The 26,368-nt window shown below is 73.1% G+C and carries 16 protein-coding genes; 4 read left to right on the top strand and 12 right to left on the bottom strand.

Annotated features, from left to right (window positions below; translation table 11 throughout):
- Nucleotides 1–440 precede the first annotated feature (440 nt).
- On the top strand, nt 441–5,375 hold the full coding sequence (locus AB0G56_RS24080; protein WP_360972561.1) for an NAD-glutamate dehydrogenase: 4,935 nt from the start codon (nt 441–443) through the stop codon (nt 5,373–5,375).
- A 389-nt stretch (nt 5,376–5,764) separates the two neighbouring features.
- On the top strand, nt 5,765–7,216 hold the full coding sequence (locus AB0G56_RS24075; RefSeq protein ID WP_360972559.1) for a hypothetical protein: 1,452 nt from the start codon (nt 5,765–5,767) through the stop codon (nt 7,214–7,216).
- 16 nt (nt 7,217–7,232) lie between these two features.
- Here AB0G56_RS24075 and AB0G56_RS24070 read toward each other — a convergent pair whose 3' ends face one another.
- Both AB0G56_RS24070 and AB0G56_RS24065 read right to left on the bottom strand, forming a co-directional pair.
- Nucleotides 7,233–8,024, bottom strand: a complete 792-nt coding sequence (locus tag AB0G56_RS24070; protein WP_360972557.1) for an ABC transporter ATP-binding protein — start codon at nt 8,022–8,024, stop codon at nt 7,233–7,235.
- Complete coding sequence (locus AB0G56_RS24065) at nt 8,017–8,931, bottom strand: ABC transporter permease (RefSeq protein ID WP_360972555.1); 915 nt, start codon at nt 8,929–8,931, stop codon at nt 8,017–8,019. Before AB0G56_RS24065 ends, AB0G56_RS24070 begins: the two co-directional genes overlap by 8 nt.
- A gap of 182 nt (nt 8,932–9,113) precedes the next feature.
- Here AB0G56_RS24065 and AB0G56_RS24060 point away from each other — a divergent pair, with 182 nt between their 5' ends.
- A complete protein-coding gene (locus AB0G56_RS24060; protein ID WP_360972553.1) occupies nt 9,114–9,737 on the top strand; it encodes a TetR/AcrR family transcriptional regulator in 624 nt (207 codons plus the stop codon).
- 489 nt (nt 9,738–10,226) lie between these two features.
- Here AB0G56_RS24060 and galE read toward each other — a convergent pair whose 3' ends face one another.
- The 4 genes from galE to AB0G56_RS24040 all read right to left on the bottom strand — a co-directional run bounded on the left by galE (nt 10,227) and on the right by AB0G56_RS24040 (nt 14,913).
- Complete coding sequence (gene galE / locus AB0G56_RS24055) at nt 10,227–11,207, bottom strand: UDP-glucose 4-epimerase GalE (protein ID WP_360972551.1); 981 nt, start codon at nt 11,205–11,207, stop codon at nt 10,227–10,229.
- Between the two features lie 114 nt (nt 11,208–11,321).
- On the bottom strand, nt 11,322–12,938 hold the full coding sequence (locus AB0G56_RS24050; protein WP_360972615.1) for a glycosyltransferase family 2 protein: 1,617 nt from the start codon (nt 12,936–12,938) through the stop codon (nt 11,322–11,324).
- A 44-nt stretch (nt 12,939–12,982) separates the two neighbouring features.
- A complete protein-coding gene (locus tag AB0G56_RS24045) occupies nt 12,983–14,269 on the bottom strand; it encodes a glycosyltransferase family 87 protein (RefSeq protein ID WP_360972549.1) in 1,287 nt (428 codons plus the stop codon).
- Nucleotides 14,270–14,430: 161 nt separating this feature from the next.
- Nucleotides 14,431–14,913 (bottom strand): MarR family transcriptional regulator, encoded by a 483-nt coding sequence (locus tag AB0G56_RS24040; protein WP_360972547.1) that lies wholly within the window; start codon nt 14,911–14,913, stop codon nt 14,431–14,433.
- Nucleotides 14,914–15,042: 129 nt separating this feature from the next.
- Between AB0G56_RS24040 and AB0G56_RS24035 the strand changes: the two genes are divergently transcribed.
- Nucleotides 15,043–15,456, top strand: a complete 414-nt coding sequence (locus tag AB0G56_RS24035; RefSeq protein WP_360972545.1) for an organic hydroperoxide resistance protein — start codon at nt 15,043–15,045, stop codon at nt 15,454–15,456.
- Here AB0G56_RS24035 and AB0G56_RS24030 read toward each other — a convergent pair.
- The 6 genes from AB0G56_RS24030 to AB0G56_RS24005 all read right to left on the bottom strand — a co-directional run bounded on the left by AB0G56_RS24030 (nt 15,446) and on the right by AB0G56_RS24005 (nt 26,364).
- Complete coding sequence (locus tag AB0G56_RS24030) at nt 15,446–16,855, bottom strand: hypothetical protein (RefSeq protein ID WP_360972543.1); 1,410 nt, start codon at nt 16,853–16,855, stop codon at nt 15,446–15,448. The genes AB0G56_RS24035 and AB0G56_RS24030 overlap by 11 nt on opposite strands.
- Nucleotides 16,852–19,134 (bottom strand): CDP-glycerol glycerophosphotransferase family protein, encoded by a 2,283-nt coding sequence (locus AB0G56_RS24025; RefSeq protein WP_360972541.1) that lies wholly within the window; start codon nt 19,132–19,134, stop codon nt 16,852–16,854. Before AB0G56_RS24025 ends, AB0G56_RS24030 begins: the two co-directional genes overlap by 4 nt.
- 8 nt (nt 19,135–19,142) lie before the next feature.
- Nucleotides 19,143–21,410, bottom strand: coding sequence for a CDP-glycerol glycerophosphotransferase family protein (locus AB0G56_RS24020; RefSeq protein WP_360972539.1), 2,268 nt, complete (start codon nt 21,408–21,410; stop codon nt 19,143–19,145).
- A gap of 91 nt (nt 21,411–21,501) precedes the next feature.
- Complete coding sequence (locus AB0G56_RS24015) at nt 21,502–23,835, bottom strand: bifunctional glycosyltransferase family 2 protein/CDP-glycerol:glycerophosphate glycerophosphotransferase (RefSeq protein ID WP_360972537.1); 2,334 nt, start codon at nt 23,833–23,835, stop codon at nt 21,502–21,504.
- A 176-nt stretch (nt 23,836–24,011) separates the two neighbouring features.
- Nucleotides 24,012–24,923: a carbohydrate ABC transporter permease gene (locus AB0G56_RS24010; protein ID WP_360972535.1), complete on the bottom strand. Its 912-nt coding sequence runs from the start codon at nt 24,921–24,923 to the stop codon at nt 24,012–24,014.
- Nucleotides 24,924–25,011: 88 nt separating this feature from the next.
- Complete coding sequence (locus tag AB0G56_RS24005) at nt 25,012–26,364, bottom strand: sugar ABC transporter permease (RefSeq protein ID WP_360972533.1); 1,353 nt, start codon at nt 26,362–26,364, stop codon at nt 25,012–25,014.
- Nucleotides 26,365–26,368 lie beyond the last annotated feature (4 nt).

Here is a 26,368-nt window from a genome sequence, read left to right as displayed (position 1 = left end):
CCGTGCCCCTGTGCAGAACGTCAAAGTTCCACCCCCGGTTTTGTACACATACGGCTCATGACGGGGCACCCGTGAAGAGCGATAGCCTGGTGGCGTGATCAGCGCGATAGTTCGCGGGGGCGCTCTCGCCTCCGCTCTGCGCCCGGTGAGCACGGACCACATCCGTGACCGGGCGGCGGTCGCTGGTCCTCGCGGGCGGGACGGGGTCGCCGCGACCCCCAGGTCCTTCTGGATGCCGGGCCGGTTCCCGGCGGCGCCACCGAGAGCAGTGTCACACCCCTCGGATGCGTCGAAGATGGCCGATATCCCCCCGCTCCTCTCACCTCACGGCATAGCGTCGGTAAGGGCCGGACACCCCGGACCGGGACGTCACGCCGAAAGGGCGGAGACCGTACTTCCTTCAACGTCACGCAACGGCGCGCGACAGGAGCCAGAGGACAATGCAGACCAAGCTGGACGAAGCCAAGGCCGAGTTGCTCGAAAGGGCCGTTCGGGTAGCTGAGAACAGTCCGGCCGGGGGGCACCTCCCCGCCGGAATGGCGGGCGAGGGAACCCCGGACCGGGACTCCGTACTCGCCTTCCTCCAGCGCTACTACCTGCACACCGCCCCGGAGGACCTTGCCGACCGTGACCCGGTCGACGTCTTCGGAGCCGCCTTCTCGCACTACCGGCTGGCCGAGAACCGCCCACAGGGCACGGCCAACGTACGGGTGCACACCCCGACCGTCGAGGAGAACGGCTGGACCTGCAGCCACTCCGTCGTCGAGGTCGTCACCGACGACATGCCCTTCCTCGTGGACTCGGTCACCAACGAGCTGACCCGGCAGGGCCGCGGCATCCACGTCGTGGTCCACCCGCAGTTCGTCGTCCGCCGCGACCTGACCGGCAAGCTCCTGGAAGTGCTGCCCGCCGCGCCGGCCGGTGCGGCGCTGCCGCACGACGCGCACGTCGAGTCCTGGATCCACGTCGAGGTCGACCGCGAGACCGACCGGTCCGACCTCAAGCAGATCACCGCCGACCTGCTGCGCGTGCTCTCCGACGTCCGCGAGGCCGTGGAGGACTGGGAGAAGATGCGCGACGCGGCCTCCCGCATCGCCGAGAGCCTGCCCGGCGAGCCGGTCCCCGCCGACCTGCCCGGGCCGCAGGTCGAGGAGGCGCGCGAGCTCCTGCGCTGGCTCTCCTCCGACCACTTCACCTTCCTCGGCTACCGCGAGTACCAGCTGCGGGACGACGACACGCTGGCCGCCGTCCCCGGTACCGGTCTCGGCATACTGCGATCGGACCCGCAGCACGCCGGAGAGGACGCCCACCCGGTCAGCCCGTCCTTCGAGCGGCTGCCCGCCGACGCCCGCGCCAAGGCCCGCGAGCACAAGCTGCTCGTGCTGACCAAGGCGAACAGCCGGGCCACCGTGCACCGGCCGTCGTACCTGGACTACATCGGCGTCAAGAAGTTCAACGACAAGGGCGAGGTGGTCGGCGAGCGCCGCTTCCTCGGCCTGTTCTCGTCCGCCGCGTACACCGAGTCGGTGCGCCGGGTCCCGGTCGTGCGCCGCAAGGTCGAGGAGGTGCTGGCCCTCGCCGGGTTCTCGCCCAACAGCCACGACGGGCGCGACCTGACCCAGATCCTGGAGACCTACCCGCGCGACGAGCTGTTCCAGACCCCGGCCGCCGAGCTGCAGGCGATCGCCACCTCGGTGCTGTACCTCCAGGAGCGCCGCCGGCTGCGCCTGTACCTGCGCCAGGACGAGTACGGCCGCTACTACTCGGCGCTCGTCTACCTGCCGCGCGACCGCTACACCACGGGTGTGCGCCTGCGGATCATCGACATCCTGAAGGAGGAGCTGGGCGGCACCAGCGTCGACTTCACGGCCTGGAACACCGAATCGATCCTCTCCCGGCTGCACTTCGTCGTCCGCGTACCGCAGGGCACCGAGCTGCCCGAGCTGTCCGACGCCGACAAGGAGCGCATCGAGGCCCGCCTGGTGGAGGCCGCCCGTTCCTGGGCCGACGCCTTCTCCGAGGCGCTCACCGCCGAACTGGGCGAGGAGCGCGCCGCCGAGCTGCTGCGCCACTACGCCGCCGCGTTCCCCGAGGGCTACAAGGCCGACCACACCCCGCGCGCCGCGGTCGCCGACCTGGTCAACCTGGAGCAGCTCGACGAGGACAAGAAGTTCGCGCTCAGCCTGTACGAGCCGGTGGGCGCGGCCCCCGAGGAGCGACGTTTCAAGATCTACCAGAAGGGCGGCTCGGTCTCCCTCTCGCAGGTGCTGCCGGTGCTCAGCCGGCTCGGCGTGGAGGTCACCGACGAGCGGCCCTACGAGCTGCGCTGCGCGGACCGTACGACGGCGTGGATCTACGACTTCGGCCTGCGCATGCCCAAGGCGGTCACCGGCAGCGGTGACTACCTCGCCGACGACGCCCGTGAGCGGTTCCAGGACGCCTTCGCCGCCGCCTGGACCGGCAAGGCGGAGAACGACGGGTTCAACGCGCTGGTGCTGAGCGCCGGGCTGGGCTGGCGCCAGGCCATGGTGCTGCGCGCCTACGCCAAGTACCTGCGCCAGGCGGGCTCCACCTTCAGCCAGGACTACATGGAGGACACCCTCCGCAACAACGTCCACACCACCCGCCTGCTCGTCTCCCTGTTCGAGGCGCGGATGGCGCCCGAGCGCCAGCGCGCCGGCCACGAACTGGTCGACGCCCTGCTCGAAGAGGTGGACGCGGCCCTGGACCAGGTGGCCTCGCTGGACGAGGACCGGATCCTGCGCTCCTTCCTCACGGTCGTCAAGGCGACCCTGCGCACCAACTTCTTCCAGGAGGCCGCGGCCGGCCGGCCGCACGACTACGTCTCCATGAAGTTCGACCCGCAGGCCATCCCCGACCTGCCGGCGCCGCGCCCGGCGTACGAGATCTGGGTGTACTCGCCGCGTGTGGAGGGCGTGCACCTGCGCTTCGGCAAGGTCGCCCGGGGCGGCCTGCGCTGGTCCGACCGGCGTGAGGACTTCCGTACCGAGATCCTGGGCCTGGTCAAGGCCCAGATGGTGAAGAACACGGTCATCGTGCCGGTCGGCGCCAAGGGCGGCTTCGTCGCCAAGCAGCTGCCCGACCCGGGCGTGGACCGGGACGCCTGGCTGGCCGAGGGCATCGCCAGCTACAAGACGTTCATCTCGGCGCTGCTCGACATCACCGACAACATGGTCGCGGGCGAGGTCGTACCGCCGCGGGACGTGGTCCGCCACGACGGCGACGACACCTACCTCGTGGTCGCCGCCGACAAGGGCACGGCGACGTTCTCGGACATCGCCAACGAGGTCGCCGAGTCGTACGACTTCTGGCTCGGCGACGCGTTCGCCTCCGGCGGCTCCGCGGGCTACGACCACAAGGGCATGGGCATCACCGCCCGCGGCGCCTGGGAGTCGGTCAAGCGGCACTTCCGCGAGCTGGACGTCGACACCCAGTCGCAGGACTTCACGGTCGTCGGCATCGGCGACATGTCCGGCGACGTGTTCGGCAACGGCATGCTGCTCAGCGAGCACATCCGGCTGGTCGCCGCCTTCGACCACCGGCACATCTTCATCGACCCGAACCCGGACGCGGCCACCGGCTACGCCGAGCGGCGCCGCCTGTTCGACCTGCCGCGCTCCAGCTGGGCCGACTACGACACCGACCTGCTGTCGGCGGGCGGCGGGATCTTCCCGCGCAACCTGAAGTCCATCCCGGTCAACGCGCACATCCGCGAGGCCCTGGGCATCGAGTCCGGTGTCACCAAGCTGACCCCGGCCGACCTGATGCGGGCCATCCTCCAGGCCCCGGTGGACCTGCTGTGGAACGGCGGCATCGGCACGTACGTCAAGGCGTCCACCGAGTCGAACGGCGACGTCGGCGACAAGGCCAACGACGCCATCCGCGTCGACGGCCGGGACCTGCGGGTCCGCGTCGTCGGCGAGGGCGGCAACCTGGGCTGCACCCAGCTGGGCCGGATCGAGTTCGCGCAGGCCGGCGGCCGGGTCAACACCGACGCCATCGACAACAGCGCGGGCGTGGACACCTCCGACCACGAGGTGAACATCAAGGTCCTGCTCAACGGGCTGGTCACGGACGGCGACATGACCGTCAAGCAGCGCAACAAGCTGCTCGCCCAGATGACGGACGAGGTCGGCGCGCTGGTGCTGCGCAACAACTACGCGCAGAACACGGCGATCGCCAACGCCCTCGCCCAGTCCAAGGACATGGTCCACGCCCAGCAGCGCTTCATGAAGCACCTGGTGCGCGAGGGGCACCTGGACCGGGCGCTGGAGTTCCTGCCCACCGACCGCCAGATCCGGGAGCGGCTCAACGCGGGACACGGCCTGACCGGACCCGAGACGGCCGTCCTGCTGGCGTACACGAAGATCACGGTTGCCGAGGAGCTGCTGCACACCTCGCTGCCGGACGACCCGTACCTGCGCGGGCTGCTGCACACCTACTTCCCGACCCAGCTGCGCCAGCAGTTCGGGGAGCAGATCGACAACCACCCGCTGAACCGCGAGATCACCACGACCGTCCTGGTCAACGACACGGTCAACACCGGCGGCACCACCTACCTGCACCGGCTGCGGGAGGAGACCGGGGCGTCGCTGGAGGAGATCGTCCGGGCGCAGACCGTGGCCCGCGCGATCTTCCGCTCGGCCCCGGTGTGGGACGCGGTGGAGGCGCTGGACAACACGGTCGAGGCCGACGTCCAGACCCGGATCCGGCTGCACTCGCGCCGCCTGGTCGAGCGCGGCACGCGCTGGCTGCTGAACAACCGGCCGCAGCCGCTCCAGCTCGGCGAGACGGTGGAGTTCTTCTCCGAGCGGGTCGAGCAGGTGTGGGCCCAGCTGCCCAAGCTGCTCAAGGGCGCGGACCTGGAGTGGTACCAGCAGGTCTACGACGAGCTGTCCGAGGCCGGTGTCCCGGACGAACTGGCCACGCGCGTGGCCGGGTTCTCCTCGGCCTTCCCGGCGCTCGACATCGTCTCGGTGGCCGACCGCATGGGCAAGGACCCGATGGACGTCGCCGAGGTGTACTACGACCTGGCCGACCGCCTCGCCATCACCCAGCTGATGGACCGCATCATCGAGCTGCCGCGCGCCGACCGCTGGCAGTCCATGGCGCGCGCGGCGATCCGCGAGGACCTGTACGCGGCGCACGCGGCCCTGACCGCGGACGTCCTCGCCGTGGGCAACGGCACCTCCACGCCTGAGCAGCGTTTCGAGGTGTGGGAGCAGAAGAACGCGGCGATCCTCTCCCGGGCCCGCACCACGCTGGAGGAGATCCGCGGTTCGGACGCGTTCGACCTGGCCAACCTGTCGGTGGCCATGCGGACGATGCGGACGCTGCTGCGCACGCACTCGTAGCGCACGGCGCAGCGAAGGAGGGCGTTCTGGGCCGCCAAAGGCCCGGGGCGCCCTCCTCCTCATTTCTTGTCGATGTTTAGGAAACGACGCACGGTAAATTTACCTTTTCCTGTTATTCGAGATCATTCGGATAAAGTGGCGCGCGTGACTGTGCACCTCGCCGGGGACCGTCCGGCCGCGCCCGCTCCCGCATCCGCGCTCGTACGTGTCACGGCCGCCCCCAGGGAAAGCGGCCTGTTCTGCGCCGGCCGGCCCGCATTCGGAATGCGCGGTGCGGGCGGCGGAAATACGGTGAAGGGCCTGCCGTCGGGAATTTCAGCGCGATGATGCGCGCCGCGCCGCCCGAGGCGCGCCCCGCCGGGAGGGCGGCGCCGCGGCCGCCGGTCTTCGTGAAACGTTCCGCCGCTCCCCGGACGGCCGCCGCGCTCCTCGTCGTCCTGCTGCTCCTGGTGATCGTCCGGCTGCCGTGGGCCGGTGACCTCGGCATGCACGCGGCCACCGTCGAACGCCTGCGCCACAGCCTGCTGCACCCCGGCAACCCGCTCGTCGACGCGGACACCCCGAGCCCTTACTACTCGCCGTGGATGCTGCTGCTGGGCTGCGTCGCCCGGTGGAGCGGCTGGTCCGTCTTCGTCGTGCTGCGCCTGGCCGCGTGCGCCGGGCTGGCGCTGCTGGCCACGGGCGTGCGCCGGTACGTACGGACGCTGAGCGCGCACCCGGCCGCGCCCGCCCTGGCCGTCCTGAGCCTGGTGCTGCTGTGGGGCACCGCACTCATCAACTGGAGCGGCTTCGTCTCGCTCAACTCCCTCGCGCTGACCGTCTCCTACCCCAGCGTGCTGGCCCTCGGTCTGGCCTTCCACCACTGGGCGTGGCTCACCCGGGCCCTGCGCGCGCCGGCCGGGTGGGAGGTGTGGCTCGGGCTCGGGGCGCTGTGGGCGGTCATCCTGCTCTGCCACCAGTTCACGGGGATCGTCGCCACCCTGGGCGCGCTGGCCACGGTGATCGCCGCCCGGCCCCCGCGCGCCCAGTGGCCCCGGATCGCCGCCTCGGCCGGGCTGGGGCTGCTGGTGCTGTGGCTGTGGCCGTACTACGACTTCTTCGCGCTGTTCTCGGCCGGGCGGGACCTGGAGGGCGTGCACCGGGCGCTGTACACGGACTTCGCGGGCCGGTACTGGCTGGCGCTGCTCGGTGTGGCCGCGCTGGCGGTGCGGTGGCGGCGCGACCGCTGGGATCCACTGGCGCTCTTCTTCGCGCTGGGCGCGCTGGTGTGCACGGCGGGTTTCGTCAGCGGCCACTACTCCTGGGGCCGGGCGCTGCCCGCCGCGCTCGTGCCGGCCCAGCTCGCCGTGGTGCTGGAGGTGCTGGGCCGGGGCCGGCGGGCGGTGCGCACCGGGTGGGCGTGGGCGCTGGCGGGTGCGCTGGCCCTGGGCGCGTGGACGCAGGCGGGGGTCCTCGGCTACGTCGTGGGGCGGGCCGCGCTGCCGGCCGCGCTCGCCGTGCACTACACGGAGCCGTGGGCCGGGTACCACTGGATCACGCCGTACGTGAGGTACGGCGACGTGGTCATGGCCCGGGACGTGCCGTCCCGGCTGATCCCGGCTTACGGCGCCTACACCGTCGTTCCCGGCTACCCGGAGTTCTTCCTGCCGGACGAGGCACGGCGGGAGCATGCCGTGCAGCGCTACTTCGCGCGGAGCACCCCGCGGGGCGCGCGCCGGGACATCCTGCGGATGTACCGCGTGCGCTGGGTGGTCGACGGCCGGGAGCCCCGGCGGGATCCCGGCCTGCGGCCCGTGGCCCACGGACCGGGCGGGCAGGTGCTGTACGCCGTGGTGCCGTGAGCCCGGGCGCGGGACCTCAGGACTTGCCGCTGGTGAAGGCCTCGTAGGCCTTCAGGACCTCGTCGGTGGGGCCGTCCATGCGCAGCACTCCGCGTTCCAGCCACAGCACCCGTTCGCAGGTGTCGCGGATCGAGTTGTTGTTGTGGCTGACCAGGAAGACCGTGCCGGCCTGCTTGCGCAGCTCGCGGATGCGTTCCTCGGAGCGCTTCTGGAACTTGCGGTCGCCGGTGGCCAGGGCCTCGTCGATGAGGAGGACGTCGTGGTCCTTGGCGGCGGCGATGGAGAACCGCAGCCGGGCCGCCATGCCGGAGGAGTACGTCCGCATGGGCAGCGTGATGAAGTCGCCCTTCTCGTTGATGCCGGAGAAGTCGACGATCTCCTGGTAGCGCTCCCTCACCTGCTCCCGGGACATGCCCATGGCCAGGCCGCCGAGGTGGACGTTGCGCTCGCCGGTGAGGTCGTTCATGAGGGCGGCGTTGACGCCGAGCAGGGAGGGCTGGCCGTCGGTGTAGATCTTGCCGTTCTCCACCGGCAGCAGGCCCGCGATCGCCTTGAGCAGGGTGGACTTGCCGGAGCCGTTGGTGCCGATGAGGCCGATCGCCTCGCCCTTGTAGGCGACGAACGAGACCTTCTTCACCGCGTGCACCCGGCGTACGCCCGCGGCCTTCTCGGCCTTGCCGGGGCGCAGGATGCGGTTGAGCGCGGCGGTCGCCGAGCCGCGGCCGGCGCCCGTGCCGTGCACCCGGTAGACGATGTCGACCTCGTCGGCGACGACGGTGGGGATCTTCTCGCTGGTGCGCTCAGCCACGTCCGTACCTCTCCTCGGCCTTCCAGAAGTAGACGAAGCCGCCGACCCCGGCGAGCAGCGCCCAGCCCACGGCGTACGCCCACACGTGGTGCGGGAGCTGGTGGGCCTTGAAGCTGTCGATGAGCGCGAAGCGCATCAGGTCGATGTAGACGGCCGCCGGGTTGATCTCCAGCAGCGTCTTGACGAAGTGCGGGACGCTGCTGTGCTTGAGGGTCGCGTCGATGCTCCACATGACACCGGAGACGTACATCCAGGTGCGCAGCAGGAACGGCATGAGCTGGGCGATGTCCGGGGTCTTCGCGCCCATCCGGGCCACGACCATCGACACGCCCGCGTTGAAGACGAACTGGAGCACCAGCACCGGCACGGCCAGCGCCCAGGACGCGGCGGGCAGCACGCCGAAGCAGAGCAGGATCACCACGAGGGCGGCCATCGAGAACAGCAGCTGCTGGAGCTGCTGGAGCGCGAAGGAGATGGGCAGCGCGGCCCGCGGGAAGTGCAGGGCCCGCACGAGGCCCAGGTTGCCGGAGATGGCCCGGGTGCCCGCCATGATCGAACTCTGCGTGAACGTCCAGATGAACACGCCGGTGACCAGGAACGGGATGTAGTCCGAGACGCCCCGGCTGGTGCCGAGCAGGACGCCGAAGATGAAGTAGTACACCGCGGCGTTCAGCAGGGGTGTGGCGACCTGCCAGACTTGGCCGAGCTTCGCCTGGCTGTACTGGGCGGTGAGCTTGGCCGTGGCGAAGGCCGTGATGAAGTGACGTCGCGCCCACAGCTCGCGCACGTACGCGGGCAGGGTGGGGCGGGCGCCGCTGACGGACAGGCCGTGTCGGGCGGCGAGCGCCCCCAGGTCGTCCTCGGCCTGGGCCGGGGCGGGGGGCGGTGTGTGGAGGACCTGGCTCACATCCGCTGCTTTCGCTCGGGGGAAGGGGGCGCGGGCGCCGGCTCCATGTCCACCGCCCGTTTCCTTACGGTTCTCTTCACGTTCTCTTACGTCGGAACGGGACCGTATCGTCGCAACGTGAGCGTAGGCCCAAGTGACGTCGCAACGCAACCGTTTCGTCGTAACGGCCTATGCTGGAGCGCATGACGACGAACGCCGGCGAACCCCAGACGCGTCCGCGCCGCGCCCCCGCCGGGGCGGCCGTGCTGCGGGAGGACGTGACGGAGGCGATCCGGGCCGCCGTCTTCGGCGAGCTGGCGGCCGTCGGCTACGCGCGCATGTCCATCGAGGGCATCGCGCGGCGCGCGGGCGTGGGCAAGACCGCGGTGTACCGGCGCTGGCGCTCCAAGCTGCACCTGGTGCTCGACGTCGTCTCCGCGCTCGCCGTGCAGGGGCTGCCCGCGCCGGACACCGGTTCCCTGGAGACGGACCTGCGCCTGCTGTACGAGGTGACCTCCCGCGCCCTGCGCCACCCCGTGGCCTCGCAGATCCTGCCCGACCTCCAGGCCGAGGCGGCGCGCAACCCCGATCTCGCCGAGGCCGTGCAGAAGGCCCTGCGCGACGGCCAGGAGGGGGTCGCCAGCAGCATCCTCGCGGCGGCGGGGGAACGCGGCGAGATCAGCCCCGGCCTCGACCGCGACCTGGCCCTCGACCTGATCTCCGGCCCCCTGTACTGGCGCGCGGTCGTCATCCGCAGCCCCAAGCTCCCCAAGGGCTACCTGGGCGCTCTGGCACACGGCACGGCGGAGGCACTCAAGTCCCTGTGACAGCGAGGCCGGCGAGCACCCCCGATCCGACGCGGGGTACGCGGCGCCGGGGCGCCGCTCAAGGCGTGCCCGGGGCCGACCGGGCCTGGACTGGGTCCGGGTGCGCCTGCACGCCTGGCCCGGATCGGGCGCGCACCCGCGCTGGGTGTGCCGTTTCAGGCGCGTCGCGTGCTGCCAAGGTGAGTACCGCGCTCGGACCCGCCCTCAGGGCGCCCACGGCGTGTCCGGAGCGAGCGTCGGGTGCGTTTCCACGGCACGTCCGGCGCTCAAGGCCGTCAAGTCCGGCTCCGGCGCGTGCGGCGCCGGGGCGCGCCGCTCAAGGCGTGCCCGGTCCGTCTGCGGCGCGCTCCGTCGGTTCACGGGCCAAGGCGCGCCCGGCGTGCCCGGGACGCGCCTCGCGCCTGCGTCACGCGCCCACGGCGCGCCCGGCTGCCCGGCCCACGCGGCCCCCGCAGAGGCAGGCGCGGGCGGGCCCGGGCCCGCGGGCCCTCAGGCGCGGGCCGCCTCCGGGTGGTGGTGGAGCCAGCCTGCCCAGGCTGAGGTGATCATGTCGTGGACGTCGTGCTTGGCCTTCCAGCCGAGTTCCGCGGTGATGCGGTCGGCGGAGGCGACGACGCGGGCCGGGTCGCCGGGGCGGCGCGGGGTGACCGTCGGCACGCGGTGGTGGCCGGTGACGGAGTTGATCGTGTCGATCATCTCGCGCACCGAGACGCCCTCCCCGCGGCCGATGTTCAGCGTCAGGTCGAGGCCGGGGGCGGCGCGCAGCGCGCGGGCCGTGGCCACGTGGGCCTCCGCGAGGTCCACCACGTGGATGTAGTCGCGGATGCAGGTGCCGTCGGGGGTGGCGTAGTCGTCGCCGAAGATGCGGGGCGGCGCGTTCTCCGTCAGCTTCTCGAAGACCATGGGGACGATGTTGTACACGCCGGTGTCGGCGAGTTCCGGGGCCGCCGCGCCCGCCACGTTGAAGTAGCGCAGGGAGGCCGTGGACAGGCCCGTGGCCCGGCCCGTCGCGCGGACCAGCCACTCACCCGCCAGCTTCGTCTCCCCGTACGGCGACATGGGCGCGCACGGCGTCTCCTCGGTGACCAGGTCCACGTCCGGCATGCCGTAGACGGCCGCCGAGGAGGAGAACACGAAGGCGCCCACCCCGGCCGCCGTCACGGCCTCCAGCAGGACGCGCAGGCCCTCCACGTTCTCCCGGTAGTACTGCAGGGGCAGCTCCACCGACTCGCCGACCTGCTTCTTCGCCGCGAGGTGGATGACGCCGGTGATCCCGTGCTCGGTGAGGGTCCGGGCCACCCGCTCCCCGTCCAGGGTGGAGCCCACCACCAGGGGGACCCCGTCCGGGACGCGCTCTGCGATGCCCGTGGACAGGTCGTCGTACACGACGGCCTGCTCGCCCGCTTCGGTCATCGCGCGGACGACGTGCGCTCCGATGTAGCCGGCGCCGCCGGTGATCAGCCAGGTCATGGTGGGCGTCTCCTCGTCAGTTGGCCCAGGTGGTGCAGGTGGTGCAGGTGGTGCAGGTGGTGCAGGTGGTGCAAATGGTTCAGTGGTGCTGTGGGCTGGGATGCGTTCGCGTCCCTATCCGGTTCCACGGCCCAGCAGGCGGCGGACCCTGCCGCGCAGGATCGTGGTGGCGCCGCGCCAGCCGGTGGCCAGGCGCAGGGCCAGCGCGCCCGAGTGCGTGGCGTAGGGCTGGACCAGCAGAACGCCGAAGCGCAGGCTCGGCACGACGCTGCGGCGCAGCAGGCCGGTGTCCGCCCCGGCGTGCCCGGTCACCTCGCGGGCGGTGCCGTCGGCGAAGCGCACCCGCAGGCGCAGGTCCCAGGTCCCGGCGCCCAGGGCCGTCAGGTCCACGACCGTGTCGGCCCGCCAGGTGTCCCCTGCGTCGGGGCGCAGCGCGACCGTGGCGCGCTGCGCCACGCGGCCCGCCTCGCGGTGCAGCCACTCCACCTCCACCGTCCGCGGCTTCGCGGCCGCCACCTGCCCGTACATCTCGTGCAGGCGCAGTCGCAGCAGGGTGGCGCCCCGCGAGCGGGGGCGCAGCGCCGCGTCCACGCAGAGCGGCAGCCGGTGCGCCGGCCGGGCCAGGTAGGGCTCCAGGGTGAGCTGGGGCAGGTCGTCCGCCCAGACGGGGACGCCTTCCTCGCCGCGCGCGTAGGGCGGGCACAGCCGGGCCGGCCGGGCGGCCAGTTCCTTCAGCCGGGGCAGGTCGCGCGGCTCGGGCGAGGCGAGGACGACCCGGGCGATGAGGCGGCCGGGCGCGGTCGGCTCGGCCGTCCAGTCACCCGCGTCGTACTCCCGCAGGTACGCGCGCGTGTGGGTCCACCAGGCGCGGCGGTACTTCGCGTCGCGCAGGGTCAGCTCGCGGGCGTACATGCGCAACTCGTGTTCGAGGAACTTGGCGCGGGCCGCCCGCGCCAGCTCCTTCTGCCCGGCGCTCAGCAGGATCTCGTACGCCTGCCGGTTCGCCTCGGTGCGCGCCTGCCAGTTCTCGACGTGCGCCCGGTCCAGCGAGATCGACAGCTGTTCGGCGGAGCGGCGGACGTTCCACACGTACACGTGGTCCGGGACGAAGGCCATGCGCGGCCCGGCGGCCAGGACCCGCGCGGCGAAGACGATGTCCTCGTAGGGGAAGCGGCCCTCGGGGAAGCGGATGTCGTGCTCACGGAGGAAGGCGGTGCGGTACAGCTTGTTGACGCACAGCGTGTCGTGCACGATCCCGGACTGCTGCGCGGGGTGCGCGAGGACGGTGGTCCGCGTGTACAGCTCGCCCTGCCACGGCACCTCGCGGCCCGAGGGCAGCTCGCGGCGCACGCACAGCCCGCCCGCGACCTCCGCGTCCTCGTGGTCGGCCGTCGTGAGCAGCGCGTCGACGGCGCCGGGCGGGAGCACGTCGTCGCTGTCGAGGAACATCAGGTACGGCGACGTCACCGCGTCGATGCCGGTGTTGCGCGGGCTGCCGCAGCCGCCGCTGTTGGTCTCGCGCCGGATCACCCGCAGCCTCGGCTCGTCCTCGGCGAGGCGTCTGAGCAGTTCATGGGTGCCGTCGGTCGAGCAGTCGTCGACGGCGACGACCTCGCGGACCATGGGGCCCTGGACGAGCGCGGAACGCACCGCGTGCGCTATGCGGTCGACATCGTTGAAGCCGATGACGACGACGCTGACGTGCGGGGTCTGCTGCGGGTGCAGGTGCATGGAGTCCACGGCCGAATATCGTAGGTGTGGTCGGTAATCTCCCGTTAAGTGGAACTCAGCGTCCCGGACGGAAGACGGTGCGGGTCCTGCTCGGGTTGTCTGCGGGGCACCACGGGTCTCGTCGAGCGCCACAGCCGGACGAACGAGACTACCGTGGCCGTGGCCAGCAGGCCGTTTCGGGTCAGCATCAACACACAACCCGTCCAGGTGCACCCCGCGACCTGGCTGTAGAGCGTCGGGTAGGCGATCGCGCTGACCAGGCAGGCGGGGGCGATCAGCGCCGTCACCGGGCGCTGTGTGGTCTCCCGTGAGGTGAGACACACCGCGGCGAGTCCCACCAGCCAGATCATGTACTGCGGGCTGATCACCCGGCTGGTCACGGTGAACAGCAGGACGGCGCTCAGCGCGGCGTCGCAGGGCGTCGCGGCCGTCCAGTGCCGGGCCCGGACGCGCCAGAGCAGCAGCAGTGCGAGGGCCGCCGCGGACAGGGCCAGTGAGACATGTGCCACGGTCGTGACGTGCGGGCCGGTGAACTCCAGCGCGCCGTACTGGTAGCGCACGGTGCCCGGCCAGCCCGCGTGGGTCGCGAGGGCGAGCACCGTGCCGCCGAAGGACTCGATCTGCACCCCCCGGCCGCCCTGCTGGCGCACGAAGGCCAGCGGGTTGCGGAACACCCCGGCGAGGACCAGTGCGACGAGGGCCCCGGCCCCGGCCGCCCAGGTCCACGCGGAGCGCGTCGTACGGCCCCGGGGGGTGCCCAGGAGCACCAGGGCGGGCCACACCTTGACCAGGGCGCCCAGCGCGGCGAGTGTGCCGGACGCGCGCGGGGAGCGGCGCAGCGCCAGCAGGGAGAGCACGGCGAAGGCGGTGACCTGGACGTCGTAGCGGGCGAGCGGGACGTGCAGCAGCAGCGGCAGGCCCAGCGTCCAGTAGGCGGCCCCGCGCACGCTGCGGCCCGGCCGGGTGCCCGCGCGGGCCAGCGTCAGGGCGATCACCGCGTCGGCGGTCAGGGTGAGGGCGACGAAGGCCTGGAAATACGTCAGCCCCGGCAGCAGCGCGGGCGACAGCAGTACCGGGCCGGCGCCCGGCGGGTACTGCCACAGCGTGTCGTGCGCAGGGAAGGCGCCCTGGGAGAGCACGACGTACCAGCGGTGGTACAGCTTCCACACCTCGCGCGCCACCGCGCCCCCGCCCAGGCCGGGCAGCGTGTCGTGGGCGAGCAGCCACAGCATCACGGCGCGCGTGAGGAGCCAGGCGGCCGTCAGGGTGAGGAAGCGGTGTCCGCTCGACGCGCGGACCAGGGCACGCGGCACGCTCGGGAAGGCACTCATCACGCGGGATCGTAGACCGCGCCAATGCCGCGTCCGCGTCGATACGCGAGCAATCACCGGTAAGAAGTCACCAAGCGTGCCCGATCGGTCATTCCGGACAAGTGTGCGGGGGGCATGCGGGGGGTCAGGGGGCCCGCGGCGTGATCCGCCGGAAGGTCCTGTCAGTCGGGCAGGTCCCGTGCCGCCGCGTCCAGGGCGTCGGTGAGCCGGGTGAGGCGCAGGTGCAGATCGGCGGCCTCCTCGGCGTCGAGGCCGGTCGCCGTCGCGATCCGGTGCGGCACCAGGGCGGCCCGCTCGCGCAGGGCCGCGCCCGCGCCGGTCAGCCGCACCTGGACCGACCGCTCGTCGCGCGTACTGCGCTCCCGGACCACCAGGCCCGCCGCCTCCAGGCGTTTGAGCAGCGGGGAGAGGGTCCCGGAGTCGAGGCGCAGGCGCTCGCCCAGCCGTTTCACGGGCGTCTCGCCGTCCTCCCACAGCACCAGCATCACCAGGTACTGCGGATAGGTCAGGCCCAGGTCCTTGAGGAGGCCGCGGTAGACGCCGGTGAAGGCGCGGGAGGCGGCTTGCAGCGCGAAGCAGATCTGGCGGTCCAGGCGCAGCCACTCCTCGTCGGGGGCGGGGGTCCGCGGTACCTCGGTCGTCATGACTGCAGGGTACCTCGGGCACGTCATTTAGTTGTGCACAATTGAATTGTGTGCTCTACTCATGGCTGTCCGGACAGGACGCCGACCCGGCGCCCGCCGGCGCACGACGTACGAGAGGGACGGATCTCCATGGACGCGCTCTACACCGCCGTCGCCACCGCCACCCACGGCCGCGACGGCCGAGCCTTCAGCTCCGACGGCAAGCTGGACGTGCAGCTCGCCCCGCCCGTGGAACTCGGCGGCGACGGCCTGGGCACCAACCCGGAGCAGCTCTTCGCCGCCGGCTACGCGGCCTGCTTCGCCAGCGCCCTCGCCGTCGTCGGCCGCCAGGCCGAGGTGGACGTGAGCGACGCCGCCGTCACCGGCGAGGTCGGCATCGGCAAGCAGGGCGAGGGCTTCGCGCTCGCCGTGACCCTGCGCGTCGAACTGCCCGACACCGTGGACGAGGCCACCGGCCGCAAGCTGGTCGAGCAGGCCCACCAGGTCTGCCCCTACTCCAACGCCACCCGCGGCAACATCCCGGTCGAGCTCGTCATCGAGTGACCTTCCCCGTCCCCTCCGGACTCCGTTCCCCGCCCTCTGCGCTCTCCGCGCTCTCCGTGCTCTCCGTGCTCTCCGCGCGTGGGCCCGGGATGCCCGCCGCCGGCCGCCGCGCCCCCGGGGCCGGCGCGGCGGCCAGCAGCGGCAGCCCCAGCACCGGCAGCAGCCAGGCCAGCACGATCAGCCGCTCGCCCCACACGGTGATGTCGGGATGCGCCGCCTGGTTGAGGAACCCGGTGGCCGCGGCCGCCACCACGAAGGCACCGAACGCCCGGCCGGGCCCCGGACCGGAACCGGGGCGGGCCCTGAGCGCGCCCCACGCGCCCGCGGCGAGCAGCGCGGCGAACAGCGGCTGCCACAGCTGCCGGCGCAGCCACTCCCGCCAGAAGTCGGCCTCCAGCCGCAGCAGTTCCGGCCACGGACGGGCCCGGTCGGGCCGGGCGTAGTGGTCGGTGAGCAGGTCCTGGAGGCTGTCGTACTCGGACGGGTAGTGCAGCGCCCGCGCCACCAGCAGCGTGCCGGCGACCGCGCAGCACGCCACCGCCGTGACCGCGAGGAGCGCGCGCCCCGCCGGCCGGTGCCGCGCCCGCCGCCGTACGGTGATCAGCGCGCCCGCGGCGGCCAGGGCCAGGCCGAGGAACAGTGCCTGGGAGTGCTTCACCGTGAACAGCGCGAGCAGCGCGCCGCCCACCACCGCGGGCCCGCACCGGCGCCGCCCGTCCAGGGCCAGGGCACAGCCCCACAGCGCCGTCAGGGTCAGTGCCGTCATCAGGCCCTCGGTCATCGGGCGCATGGCGGTGGTGCCGCACGGCAGGACGTAGTAGAGCCCCTGGCCGGCCAGCGCCAGGGGCGCGGGCACCCGGCGCCCGCGCAGCAGCACGTACACGAGGACGCCGCCCGCCACCGTCACGGTCACGCCCGCCGCCCACAGGCCCCAGGTCGCCCCGAGGACGCTGACGAAGGGGAGCAGGAACACCGGGTAGCCGGGCCGCACCTCGAAGATCCGCATGAAGCGCACCGGCATGAACGGCAGGGTGTGCCCGCCGGTCTGCCCGGCCCGCAGCCGCGTGTCCACGGCACGCCCCAGCTCGGTGCGGCACTCCTTGGCCACCCGGGCGGCCGGGCTCGGCGCGCGGAAGCGCAGCACGTCCACGCTCTGCTCGCGGCGGGCCCGCGCGGCCCGGCCCGCGCAGGCGTAGTCGATCGTGACGGCCGCCGTCGCGCGCTTGTCCGTGCCGCGCAGGCTCAGGGCGTAGGACAGGTAGTTCTTGGTGTCGGGGGTGTCCCGGCCGGTGACGGTGCCGAGCTGGAGCAGCGCGAACAGCACGGCCAGGAGCAGGACGCAGCCGCGCGGCCCGCGCAGACGGGCCGCCGCCTCCCGCATCCGGGCGCGGGGCCTCATGACGGGGCGAGCCGGCCGTGGCCGGAGAGCTGGGCGGGCACCTGGGCGGAAGCGGGCGCCGCGGACCGGGCGGACGCGGCGGGCGCGGCCGGTCCGGGCGGGGTCCAGCCCTCCTCCCCGAGGAGCAGTGTGCGCACCACCCGCTCCGCCGCCCAGCCGTCGTCGAACTCGCAGAAGCGTGCCCGGAACGCCGCCCGCAGCCGCGCCGACTCCGCGTCCCGCCAGGTCCCGGAGGCCAGCAGCCACGCCAGCTCCCGGTAGGAGCGCGACACGTGGCCCGGCGGCTCCGCGGTGATGTCGAGGTACAGGCCCCGGCTCGCCGTGTACGCGCCGAGGTCGTCGGCGTGCACCACGATCGGCCGGTCCAGCGTGGCGTAGTCGAACATCAGGGCGGAGTAGTCGGTGACGAGGACGTCGGAGGCGAGCATCACCTCCTCGACGAACGGCTCGTCCGTCGCGTCGACGAGCACACCGCGCCGGTGCAGCTCGGCCAGGCCCAGACCGCGCGCGGGGCCCGCCGCCAGCGCCGGGTGCAGCCGGACGACGAGGGTGTGCCCCTCGCCGAGGTCCGCGGCGAGGCGGGCCGCGTCGAAGCGCTCCACGTGCCCGCCGCGCCGGTACTCGCGCGGCGTCGGGGCGTACAGCACCACCGTGTGGTCCGGCGGGATGCCGAGCCGGGCGCGTACCGCGGCCCCCGGCTCGTCGCCTTCCCGTGCGCCGGCCCGCACGAGGACGTCGTTGCGCGGGCTCCCGGTGCGCGCGGAGACGAAGCGGCACGGGTAGGCCCGCTCCCACACCAGCTCGGAGTGGCGGTTGGCGACCAGGCTGTGGTCCCAGCGGTCGGCGCGGCGCAGCATGCCCGGGACGTCCAGGCCGTGCCGGGCGCCCGGCTTGGCCAGCAGGTCGGCGCCCATGTACTTCAGCGGGGTGCCCTGATGGGTGTGGATGTGCACGCTGCCGGGGCGCTTGGCGGGCACGTCGGGCCAGTTGACGTTGTTGACGAAGTACCCGGCGCGCGCGGCAAGCCGGCGGAAGCGCGGGGTGCCGGGCAGGACGTACTCGACGCCGGGCGGCAGCAGCCCGGCCCACCGCGCCTGCTCGGCGTCGCGGACCACCCACACCCCGCGCAGGTGCGGGGCGATCTCCCGCGCCTTGCGGTGGACGGCCGCCGGGTCGCCGAGCACCCCGCGGTGCGAGAACGCCGAGTACAGGACGAGGTCCGGGTCCAGGGGGCGGCGGCTGTGCAGCGCCGCCCAGCCGCCCTTCACCCCGCGCGCCGCCACCCGGCGGACCCGCCGCGCCCGCCGGCCCAGCTCCCGCTCGGCCCGCTCGGCCTGCCGCCGCAGCCGGTAGGCCGCGTAACCGCCCTCCAGGACGGCGAGGTCAGCGCCGACCGGTGCGCCCGCGGGCCGGTGCGCGCGGAACAGTTCGGCCGTGCGGTGGAAGAACTCGGCCTTGTCCGCCGCCGGCAGCCGGTCCGGCTTGGCGAGGATGTCCAGGCAGTGCTCGCCCATCTTGCGGTGCAGGTACGGCCGCCAGGAGGCCAGCTCCGGGTGCGCGTCCACGTACGCGAAGACCCGCTCGTACTGGTCGTGGATGTCGAAGTGCTTGCGGCTGGTGGTGGACAGGATGTTGCCCTGAAGGCGCTGGCGGTACAGCAGGCAGATCCGGTCGAGCACGGCGATCCGGCCGGCGGTGAGCAGGACCGGGAAGGTCCAGGGCGTGTCCTCGTAGTAGCCGGGCGGGAAGGCGAAACCGTGCTCCTCGACGAAGTCGCGCCGGTACAGCTTGTTCCACACGACCATCAGCAGGTCCAGGATCTCCGGCCGCTCGGCCGCCGTGAACGTCCCCTCGCCCGCCTCGGCCAGGACCCTCGCCAGGGCGTTGCGCCGCGTCCCGCCCCACCAGAAGGTGCGCGCGTAGTCGAAGACCAGCACGTCCGGATCGCCGGTCTCGGCCAGCCGGTCGGCCATGGCGCGCAGCGCGCCCGGGGTGAGGGTGTCGTCGCTGTCCAGGAAGAAGAGGAAGTCGCCGGTGGCCAGGGGCATTCCGGCGTTGCGGGCGCGGCCGAGCCCGGCGTTCTCGGGCAGGTGCAGCACGCGCACGCGCGGGTCGCGCTCGGCGTACTCGTCGAGGATCGCGCCCGAGCCGTCCGGGGAGCGGTCGTCGACGGCGATCACCTCGATGTCCCGGAAGGACTGGCCGAGGACCGAGTCGAGGCACTCGCGCAGGAAGCCCTGCACCTTGAAGCAGGGAACGATGATGCTGAAGCGGGGCACTGCTCTCGTCAGCTCCTCACGAACGGGACGGCGGCCCTCATGAACGGCACGGCGGCCGGGGCCGGGGCACGCCGGGCGAGGGGGACCACGGGCGGCAGCGCCACCTCGGGCTCGCCGAGGAAGACCCGGCGTACGACGCGTTCGGCGGCCCGGCCGTCGTCGAACTGGCAGAACCGCTCCCGGAACGCCGCCCGCAGCGCCGCCGACCGGGCCCCCGCGAAGGAGCCCTCGCGGAAGAGGGCCGCCAGTTCCCCCGGGGTGCGCGCCACCGGGCCGGGCGGCGTCCGCATCAGGTCGAAGCAGACGCCCCGCGTCTCGCGGTACACGTCCCAGTCGTCGGCGTACACGACGATCGGGCGGTCCAGGTTGGCGTAGTCGAACATGATCGACGAGTAGTCGGTGACCAGCGCGTCGGCGGCCAGGCAGATCTCCTCGGTGGAGCGGTGCGCGGTCACGTCGATGACCCGGCCGCTGTCCGCGCGCCCGCCCCGGTCGTAGAAGTAGTGGGCGCGCAGCAGTACGACGACGTCGTCGCCGGCCGCCGCGCAGAACTCCTCCAGGTCCAGGCCGGGTTCGAAACCGGTCGCGTGGTCGCGGTGGGTGGGGGCGTACAGGACGGCCGTCGCGCCCTCGGGCACGCCCAGCGCGCGGCGGACGCGGGCCACGTCCCCGGCGCCCGCCGTCAGCAGGAGGTCGTTGCGCGGATAGCCGTACTCCAGGTTCTCGTACGCGCCGGGGAAGGCCCGCTCCCAGATCTCGGTGGAGTGCCGGTTGGAGGACAGGTTGTGGTCCCAGCGGTCCACGCGGCGCAGCAGTTTGGTGAAGCTGCCCGTCTGGGCCGCGACCACCGGGTACGTCGACTGGTCGCAGCCCATCGTCTTCAGCGGGGTGCCGTGCTGGGTCTGGACGTGCACGCTGCCGGGCCGTTTGACGACGGCGTCGGCGAAGTTGGCGTTGTTCACCAGGTACTTGGCGCGGGCCAGCGCCTTCCAGGCGCGGGGGCTGCCGATCGGGGCGTGGTCGACGCCCTCGGGCAGGGTGTGTTCCCGGCCGGGTTCGACCAGGAACACCGCGCGCAGGTGCGGGGCGAGTTCGAGGGCCCTGGCGTGCAGGGCGGCCGGGTTGCAGGCGTAGCCGCGGCCCCAGTACGCGCAGTACACGACGAGGTCGTCGTCGAGCGGCCGGCGCAGGTGCCACCGGTAGCCGAGGCGGGTGCGGACGGCGCGCAGACCCGAGGCGGCGCCGGCGCCCGCCCGCGTTGCCCGCCCGGCGGCCCCGGCGGCGGCGGCCCGCGCGCGGAACGCGGGGTAGGCCAGGGCCGCGGGCAGCCGGTGCGGCAGGCCGGGGCGGTCCGTGGGCGGCCGGGGGCCGGCCGGGCGGTGGCCGCGGTCCAGGAGCCGTGCCCGGTCGAAGAAGGCGCGGCGGCGGCCCGCCGGCACCCGCCCCGGGTGCCGGGCCGTCTCCGTCACGACCTCCATGACCTGCGCGAACAGGGCGGCGTAGCGTTCCGCGGACAGGCCCTGCGCGCAGGCCCGGACGAGCACCCGTTCCGACTGGTCGAGGAGGTCGAACTGGTGCTCGCCCGGGAGTTCGAGTCTGCTGCCCTGCCGGCGCAGCAGGTGCCGTACGACGACGCGGCGTAGGACGGCGATCCGCTCGGCGGCCACGACGACCTCGCCGCCCCAGCCGAGGTCGGTGTGGTGCCCGGCCGGGAAGGCGAGACGGCGGCCGGTCACGAAGGCGCGGCGGTAGGCGGCGCTCCACGCGGGCAGCCGCACACCGGTCAGGTGCGGGGCCTGGTCGGGCGCGAAGACGTGCGCGGGAAGGCCGCCGGGAAGACCGCCAAGGAGGCCGCCGGGAAGGCCGCCGGCCGGGTCCGGTGGCAGGGGCAGCCCCTCCCACCAGGGCGTCCGCTCGTGCTCGAAGTACAGCGCGTCGACGTCGCCGGTCTCCTCCAGCCGGCCGGTCAGCGCGGTCAGCGCGCCCGGCGTGAGCACGTCGTCGCCGTCGAGGAAGAGCAGGTAGGCGCCGGTCGCCGCGGCCGTCCCGGCGTTGCGCGCGCCGCTCAGACCCGCGGACGGCGGGGAGTGCACCGGCCGCACCCGTGAGTCCCGGCGGGCGTGTGCGGCGGCCACGTCGGTGGCCGGGGCGCCGGGCCCGTCGCAGACCGGGATCAGCTCGAAGTCGCCGTAGGACTGGGCGAGGACCGAGTCAAGGGCCAGGGACAGCCGGCCCGCCACACCGTGGGACGGGACGATGATGCTGAAGCGCGGCATGGGGCTCTCTCTTCGATCTCTCTTCGGGTGCTCTCGGCGGGTGCTCTCGGTCAGGCTCAGGCTCTTGCCGGTGGCTCTCGGCGGGCTCTCGTCAGTGGCTCTCGGTGACGGTCTGCGGGCCCGCGGGCGGGGGCACGGTGGCCAGCCGGGAACGGGCCCGGTCCGCGGCGGCCCGCGACGGCACCGGGTGGCGCTCGGCGAGCGGGACGACGGGAGGCAGCCCGGCCGCCTCGTCGCTCTGGCCGAGCACCACGTGCCGTACCACCCGCTCGGCGGCGCGTCCGTCGTCGTAGGGGCAGAACCGCGCGCGGAAGGCGGCCCGCAGCTGGGCGGAGCGCGAGCCGCGCCAGTGGCCGCCGGTCAGGATGTCGACCAGCTCGTCCGGGGTGCGGGCGACCGCGCCGGGCGGACGGGCGCGGACGTCGAAGTAGGTGCCGCGGGCCGCCTCGTACGCCTCCCGGTCGTCGGTGAGGAGCACGATCGGGCGGTCCAGGTTGGCGTAGTCGAACATGATCGACGAGTAGTCGGTGAGCAGGACGTCGGAGGCCAGGCACAGGGCCTCGACGCTCGGGTGGGCGCTGACGTCGATGACCCGGCCGCCCGGCGCGGGACCGTCCGGCGTGTCCCGGGCGGGACCGTCCTCGACGGGGCCGTGGCGCGCGGTGGTGAGCGGGCCGTCCTGAAAGTAGTGGGCGCGGGCCAGGACGACGAAGCGCGGGCCGAGGCGCCGGGCGAGGCGCTCCAGGTCGAGGGCGGGGCGCTGGGTGCGGCGGTAGTCGCGGTGGGTCGGCGCGTACAGCACCGCGACCACGTCGTCCGGCACGCCGAGGGCCGCGCGCAGGGCCGCCACGTCGACCGAGGTGGCCCGCTGGAAGACGTCGTTGCGCGGGTAGCCGTACTCCAGCGTGATGTAGCGGCCGGGGTAGACGCGCTCCCAGGTCAGCGTGGTGTGCCGGTTGGCGGACAGGACGTAGTCCCACTTGTCGACGCCGCGCAGCAGGTCCGCGAAGTCCATGCCGCCGCCCGCCGCGGGCCGCTCCTGGAGGTCCAGGCCCATGTGTTTGAGCGGTGTGCCGTGCTGGGTCTGCACGAACACCTGGCCGCGCCGCTTGACCAGGCGGCGGTCGAAGTTGACGTTGTTGACCAGGTACTTGGAGCGGGCCAGGGCCGTCCAGTAGGCCGCCGTGCCCGGGGTGAGCGGCCGGGTGCCGGCCGGGGTGGCGTGGTGGTGGCCGGGACGCGCGACCCACGCCGTGCGGATGTGCGGCGCGAACTCGCGGAACGCGGCTTCCAGCGCGCCCGGGTTGCAGCCGTGCCCGCGCCCCCAGTACGCGGCGAACACGGCCCGGTCGGCGCGCAGCGGCAGGCACAGCTGGAGCCGGTAGTGCGCCTGGAGCAGGGCGGCCCGCAGCGCGCGCAGCGAGGTGACGGCGGCCTTGGCGGTCCGGCGGCGCAGGGTCATCGCAAGCCGCAGCAGGCGGAACGTGCGGTGCAGGCCGAACCGGACCAGGGCGTGCCGCAGCCGGGGGCGCAGGGCCAGGCGGGCGCCGGGGCAGCGGTAGCGGCGGTAGTACGTGCGGGCCCGGCGCAGGAACTCGGCGCGGCAGCCGCGCGGCAGCCGGCCGGGGCGGGTGAACACGGTGGTCAGGTGGTCGACCATGCGGCGGAACAGCACCGGCCGCCAGCAGGCCAGTTCGGGGCGCCGGTCCAGGAACGCGAAGAGGCGGTCGTACTGCGTGAAGACGTCGAAGTGCCGGCGGGTGGTGGTGCCCAGGATGCTGCCCTGCCGGCGCTGCCGGTAGTGCACGCACACCCGGTCCAGGGTCGCGATCGACTCCGCCGCCAGCAGCACCGGGTACGTCCAGGGCGTGTCCTCGTAGTAGCCGTCCGGGAAGGCGAGGCCCTCGCGCCGCACGAAGTCCCGCCGGTACGTCTTGTTCCAGGCGACCATCAGCACCCTGAGCAGCTCCGGGCGGTCGGCCAGCCGGAAGGGGGCCGGGCCGTCCTGGCTCAGCGGGGCGGTGACCTGGTCGGGGACGGGCCGACCGGTCCAGTCGGTGCGGGCGAAGCCGTGGACGAGGACGTCCGGTTCACCGGTCTCCTTCAGCCGGGCGGCGATCGCCCACAGGGCGTCCGGGGTGAGCGTGTCGTCGCCGTCCAGGAAGACGAGGTACTCGCCGCCGGCGCGGGCCATCCCGGCGTTGCGGGCGGCGCCGAGGCCCTGGTTCCCGCTCAGGTGGACGGCGCGCACGCGCGGGTCGCGGGCCGCGAACTCGTCGATGATCTCCCCGCAGGCGTCCGGCGAGCAGTCGTCGACGGCGACCAGTTCGAGGTCCATGAAGGACTGGGAGAGCACCGACTCCAGGCACTCGTGCAGGTACGCCTGAACGCGGTACGCGGGGACGATGACACTGAACCTGGGCAACGGGACATCCAAGGGTCGCGCGGGCGGTCGGTGCTGCCGTGCCCGGAAACGGCCGATGGAGTGAATTGGTTACGGTTCGCTACGGCATACGGGGGATGGTGGGTGAACGGAAGGGGGCGGACCGGTGCCGGTCCGCCCCCTGGGGGCCGTGCGGGGCGCCCGCTCGGTGCGCGGCGCTACTTGACCGCGCCCGCCATCACCCCGGACACGAACTGCCGCTGGAACGCGAAGAACACGGCCAGCGGGATCACCATCGAGATGAACGCGCCCGGCGCCAGGACGTCGACGTTGTTGCCGAACTGGCGTACCTGCGTCTGCAGGGCCACCGTGATCGGCTGGGTGCCGGACTTGGTGAACACCAGCGCGACCAGCATGTCGTTCCACACCCACAGGAACTGGAAGATGCCGAGGCTCGCGATGGCGGGCCCGCCCAGCGGCATCACCACCCGTGCGAACAGGCGCAGTTCACCGGCGCCGTCGAGGCGGGCCGCCTCCAGCAGTTCGCGCGGGATCTCCGCGAAGAAGTTCCGCAGCAGGAACACCGCGAACGGCAGGCCGAAGCCGGTGTGGAACAGGATCACCCCGAAGATGGTGCCGAACAGGCCGATCTTGCCGAACAGTTCGGCGATGGGGATGAGCGCCACCTGCACGGGCACGACCAGCAGGCCGACCACGGCCAGGAACCACCAGTCGCGGCCCGGGAACTCCATCCACGCGAACGCGTAGCCCGCCAGCGATCCGACCACCACCACGAGCACTGTCGCCGGGACCGTGATCAGCGCGGTGTTGAGGAGGGAGTGGGTGATGTCGCCGTTCTCCAGCAGCTTCTGGTAGCTGCCGAAGGTGAGCTGGGAGGGCTTGGTGAACACCGTCCACCAGCCGTCGGCGCTCATGTCCTCCGGCGAGCGCAGCGACGACAGCAGCAGACCGATCGTCGGCACCAGCCAGAACAGGCCCACCAGGATCAGGAACACCCGGACCAGGCCCCCGCCGGCGATCTCGGCGAGCCGGGAACCGAGCGGCTGCCGGGCCCGCGCGGGCGGCGCGGCGGGCACCGCCCGCGCCTTCGTGACGGCCTCGCTCGTCATCGCCGCACCTCCCGCCGCAGCCGCCTCATGTTGCTGTGTTCACCCGGGGGGCGACCCCCGGGCCCCCGGCAGAGAGCGTGGGGCCCCCTCATCGCCGCACCTCCCGCCGCAGCCGCCTCATGTTGAACACCATCACCGGGATCACCAGCAGCAGGAGGAACACCGAGATCGCGCTGGCCACGCCCGGGCGGCCCTCGGAGAAGCCCTTGCGGTACAGCTCCAGGGCCAGCACGTTGGCGTCGTCCTGCGAGGAGCCGGGGGCGATGATGAAGACCAGGTCGAAGATCTTCAGTACGTTGATCATCAGCGTGACCGCGACGACCGCGAGCACCGGGGCCAGCAGCGGCACGGTGACCCTGCGGAACACCTGCCACTCGTTCGCGCCGTCCACGCGGGCGGCCTCCAGCAGCTCCCGCGGCACACCGGCGAGCCCCGCCGCGATCAGCACCATCGCGAAACCGGCCCACATCCACACGTACGCGCCGATGATGGCCGGGGTGACCAGCGAGGGGCCGAGCCAGTCCACGCCGTTGTACGGCGCCTTGAAGTTGTCCGCGGGGAGTCTGAGCCGTGCCCCGTCGGCCTGCGCGGGCAGCGTGAAGGTGCCGTCGGCGGCGGCCTTCGCCGTGGCCACCACCTCGCCGTCCTTGACCGCCTCGATGCGCATGCCCGCGTAGCCCAGTTCGGCCGGGTCCACCGCGCCGAGCCTGCCGACGCCCTTGCCGCGCGTGAAGTCCTGCCAGGTGGTGCCGGTGATCTTCCCCGGCTCCGCCTTCGCCTGGACCGCCTTCCCCGCGCTGCCCGGCATCTGGTCGGGGGCGACGCCGACCAGCGGCAGCGCCACCGACTGGCCCGTGTGCACCGGGCTCGTGGTCAGGAAGCCGCCGTGGTCGGGCGCGAGCGGCGAGTCGCGGCCCGGGTGGGCCTTGGGGAACGCCGACGACTGCGCGAAGGTGTCGTGGACGCCGACCCACACCGCGTTGGCGACGCCCTTGTCCGGGTCCTGGTCGTACACCAGCCGGAAGATGATCCCGGCCGCGAGCATCGAGATCGCCATCGGCATGAAGACGACCAGCTTGAACGCCGTGCCCCAGCGCACCCGTTCGGTCAGCACCGCGAAGACCAGGCCGAGCGCGGTGGCGACCGCGGGGGCGACCACCACCCAGATGATGTTGTTCTTCAGCGCGGTGCGGATGCCGTCGTCGGTGAACAGGGCCTTGTAGTTGTCGACCCCGGCGAAGCCGTGGCCGGAGGAGTCGTAGAAACTGCGGACGATCGAGTACCCGATCGGGTAGACCACGAGCGCGCCGAGCAGCACCAGGGCGGGCAGCAGGAAAAGCGCCGCCACGGTCCTGCGGGTGCCGGTCACGCTCTTGCGCGCGGGGGGAACGGAGGGCGGCGCCGTCTGCTCGGCGACACCCTCCGCGGCTGCCGACGTCATCGCC

Origin of the sequence: Streptomyces sp. NPDC021356 (assembly GCF_040641015.1) — a bacterium.
Lineage (GTDB): Bacteria > Actinomycetota > Actinomycetes > Streptomycetales > Streptomycetaceae > Streptomyces.
The sequence above is the reverse complement of the archived record's forward strand: the minus strand, read 5'-3'. Positions and strand labels throughout refer to the sequence as shown.

Coding starts and splice junctions, on each gene's coding strand:
- AB0G56_RS24010 (WP_360972535.1), bottom strand. CDS start 24,923: ATGACGAGCGAGGCCGTCACGAAGGCGCGGGCGGTGCCCGCCGCGCCG.
- AB0G56_RS24005 (WP_360972533.1), bottom strand. CDS start 26,364: ATGACGTCGGCAGCCGCGGAGGGTGTCGCCGAGCAGACGGCGCCGCCC.
- AB0G56_RS24030 (WP_360972543.1), bottom strand. CDS start 16,855: ATGAGGCCCCGCGCCCGGATGCGGGAGGCGGCGGCCCGTCTGCGCGGG.
- AB0G56_RS24060 (WP_360972553.1), top strand. CDS start 9,114: ATGACGACGAACGCCGGCGAACCCCAGACGCGTCCGCGCCGCGCCCCC.
- AB0G56_RS24050 (WP_360972615.1), bottom strand. CDS start 12,938: ATGCACCTGCACCCGCAGCAGACCCCGCACGTCAGCGTCGTCGTCATC.
- AB0G56_RS24035 (WP_360972545.1), top strand. CDS start 15,043: ATGGACGCGCTCTACACCGCCGTCGCCACCGCCACCCACGGCCGCGAC.
- AB0G56_RS24045 (WP_360972549.1), bottom strand. CDS start 14,269: ATGAGTGCCTTCCCGAGCGTGCCGCGTGCCCTGGTCCGCGCGTCGAGC.
- AB0G56_RS24020 (WP_360972539.1), bottom strand. CDS start 21,410: ATGCCGCGCTTCAGCATCATCGTCCCGTCCCACGGTGTGGCGGGCCGG.
- AB0G56_RS24040 (WP_360972547.1), bottom strand. CDS start 14,913: ATGACGACCGAGGTACCGCGGACCCCCGCCCCCGACGAGGAGTGGCTG.
- AB0G56_RS24080 (WP_360972561.1), top strand. CDS start 441: ATGCAGACCAAGCTGGACGAAGCCAAGGCCGAGTTGCTCGAAAGGGCC.
- galE (WP_360972551.1), bottom strand. CDS start 11,207: ATGACCTGGCTGATCACCGGCGGCGCCGGCTACATCGGAGCGCACGTC.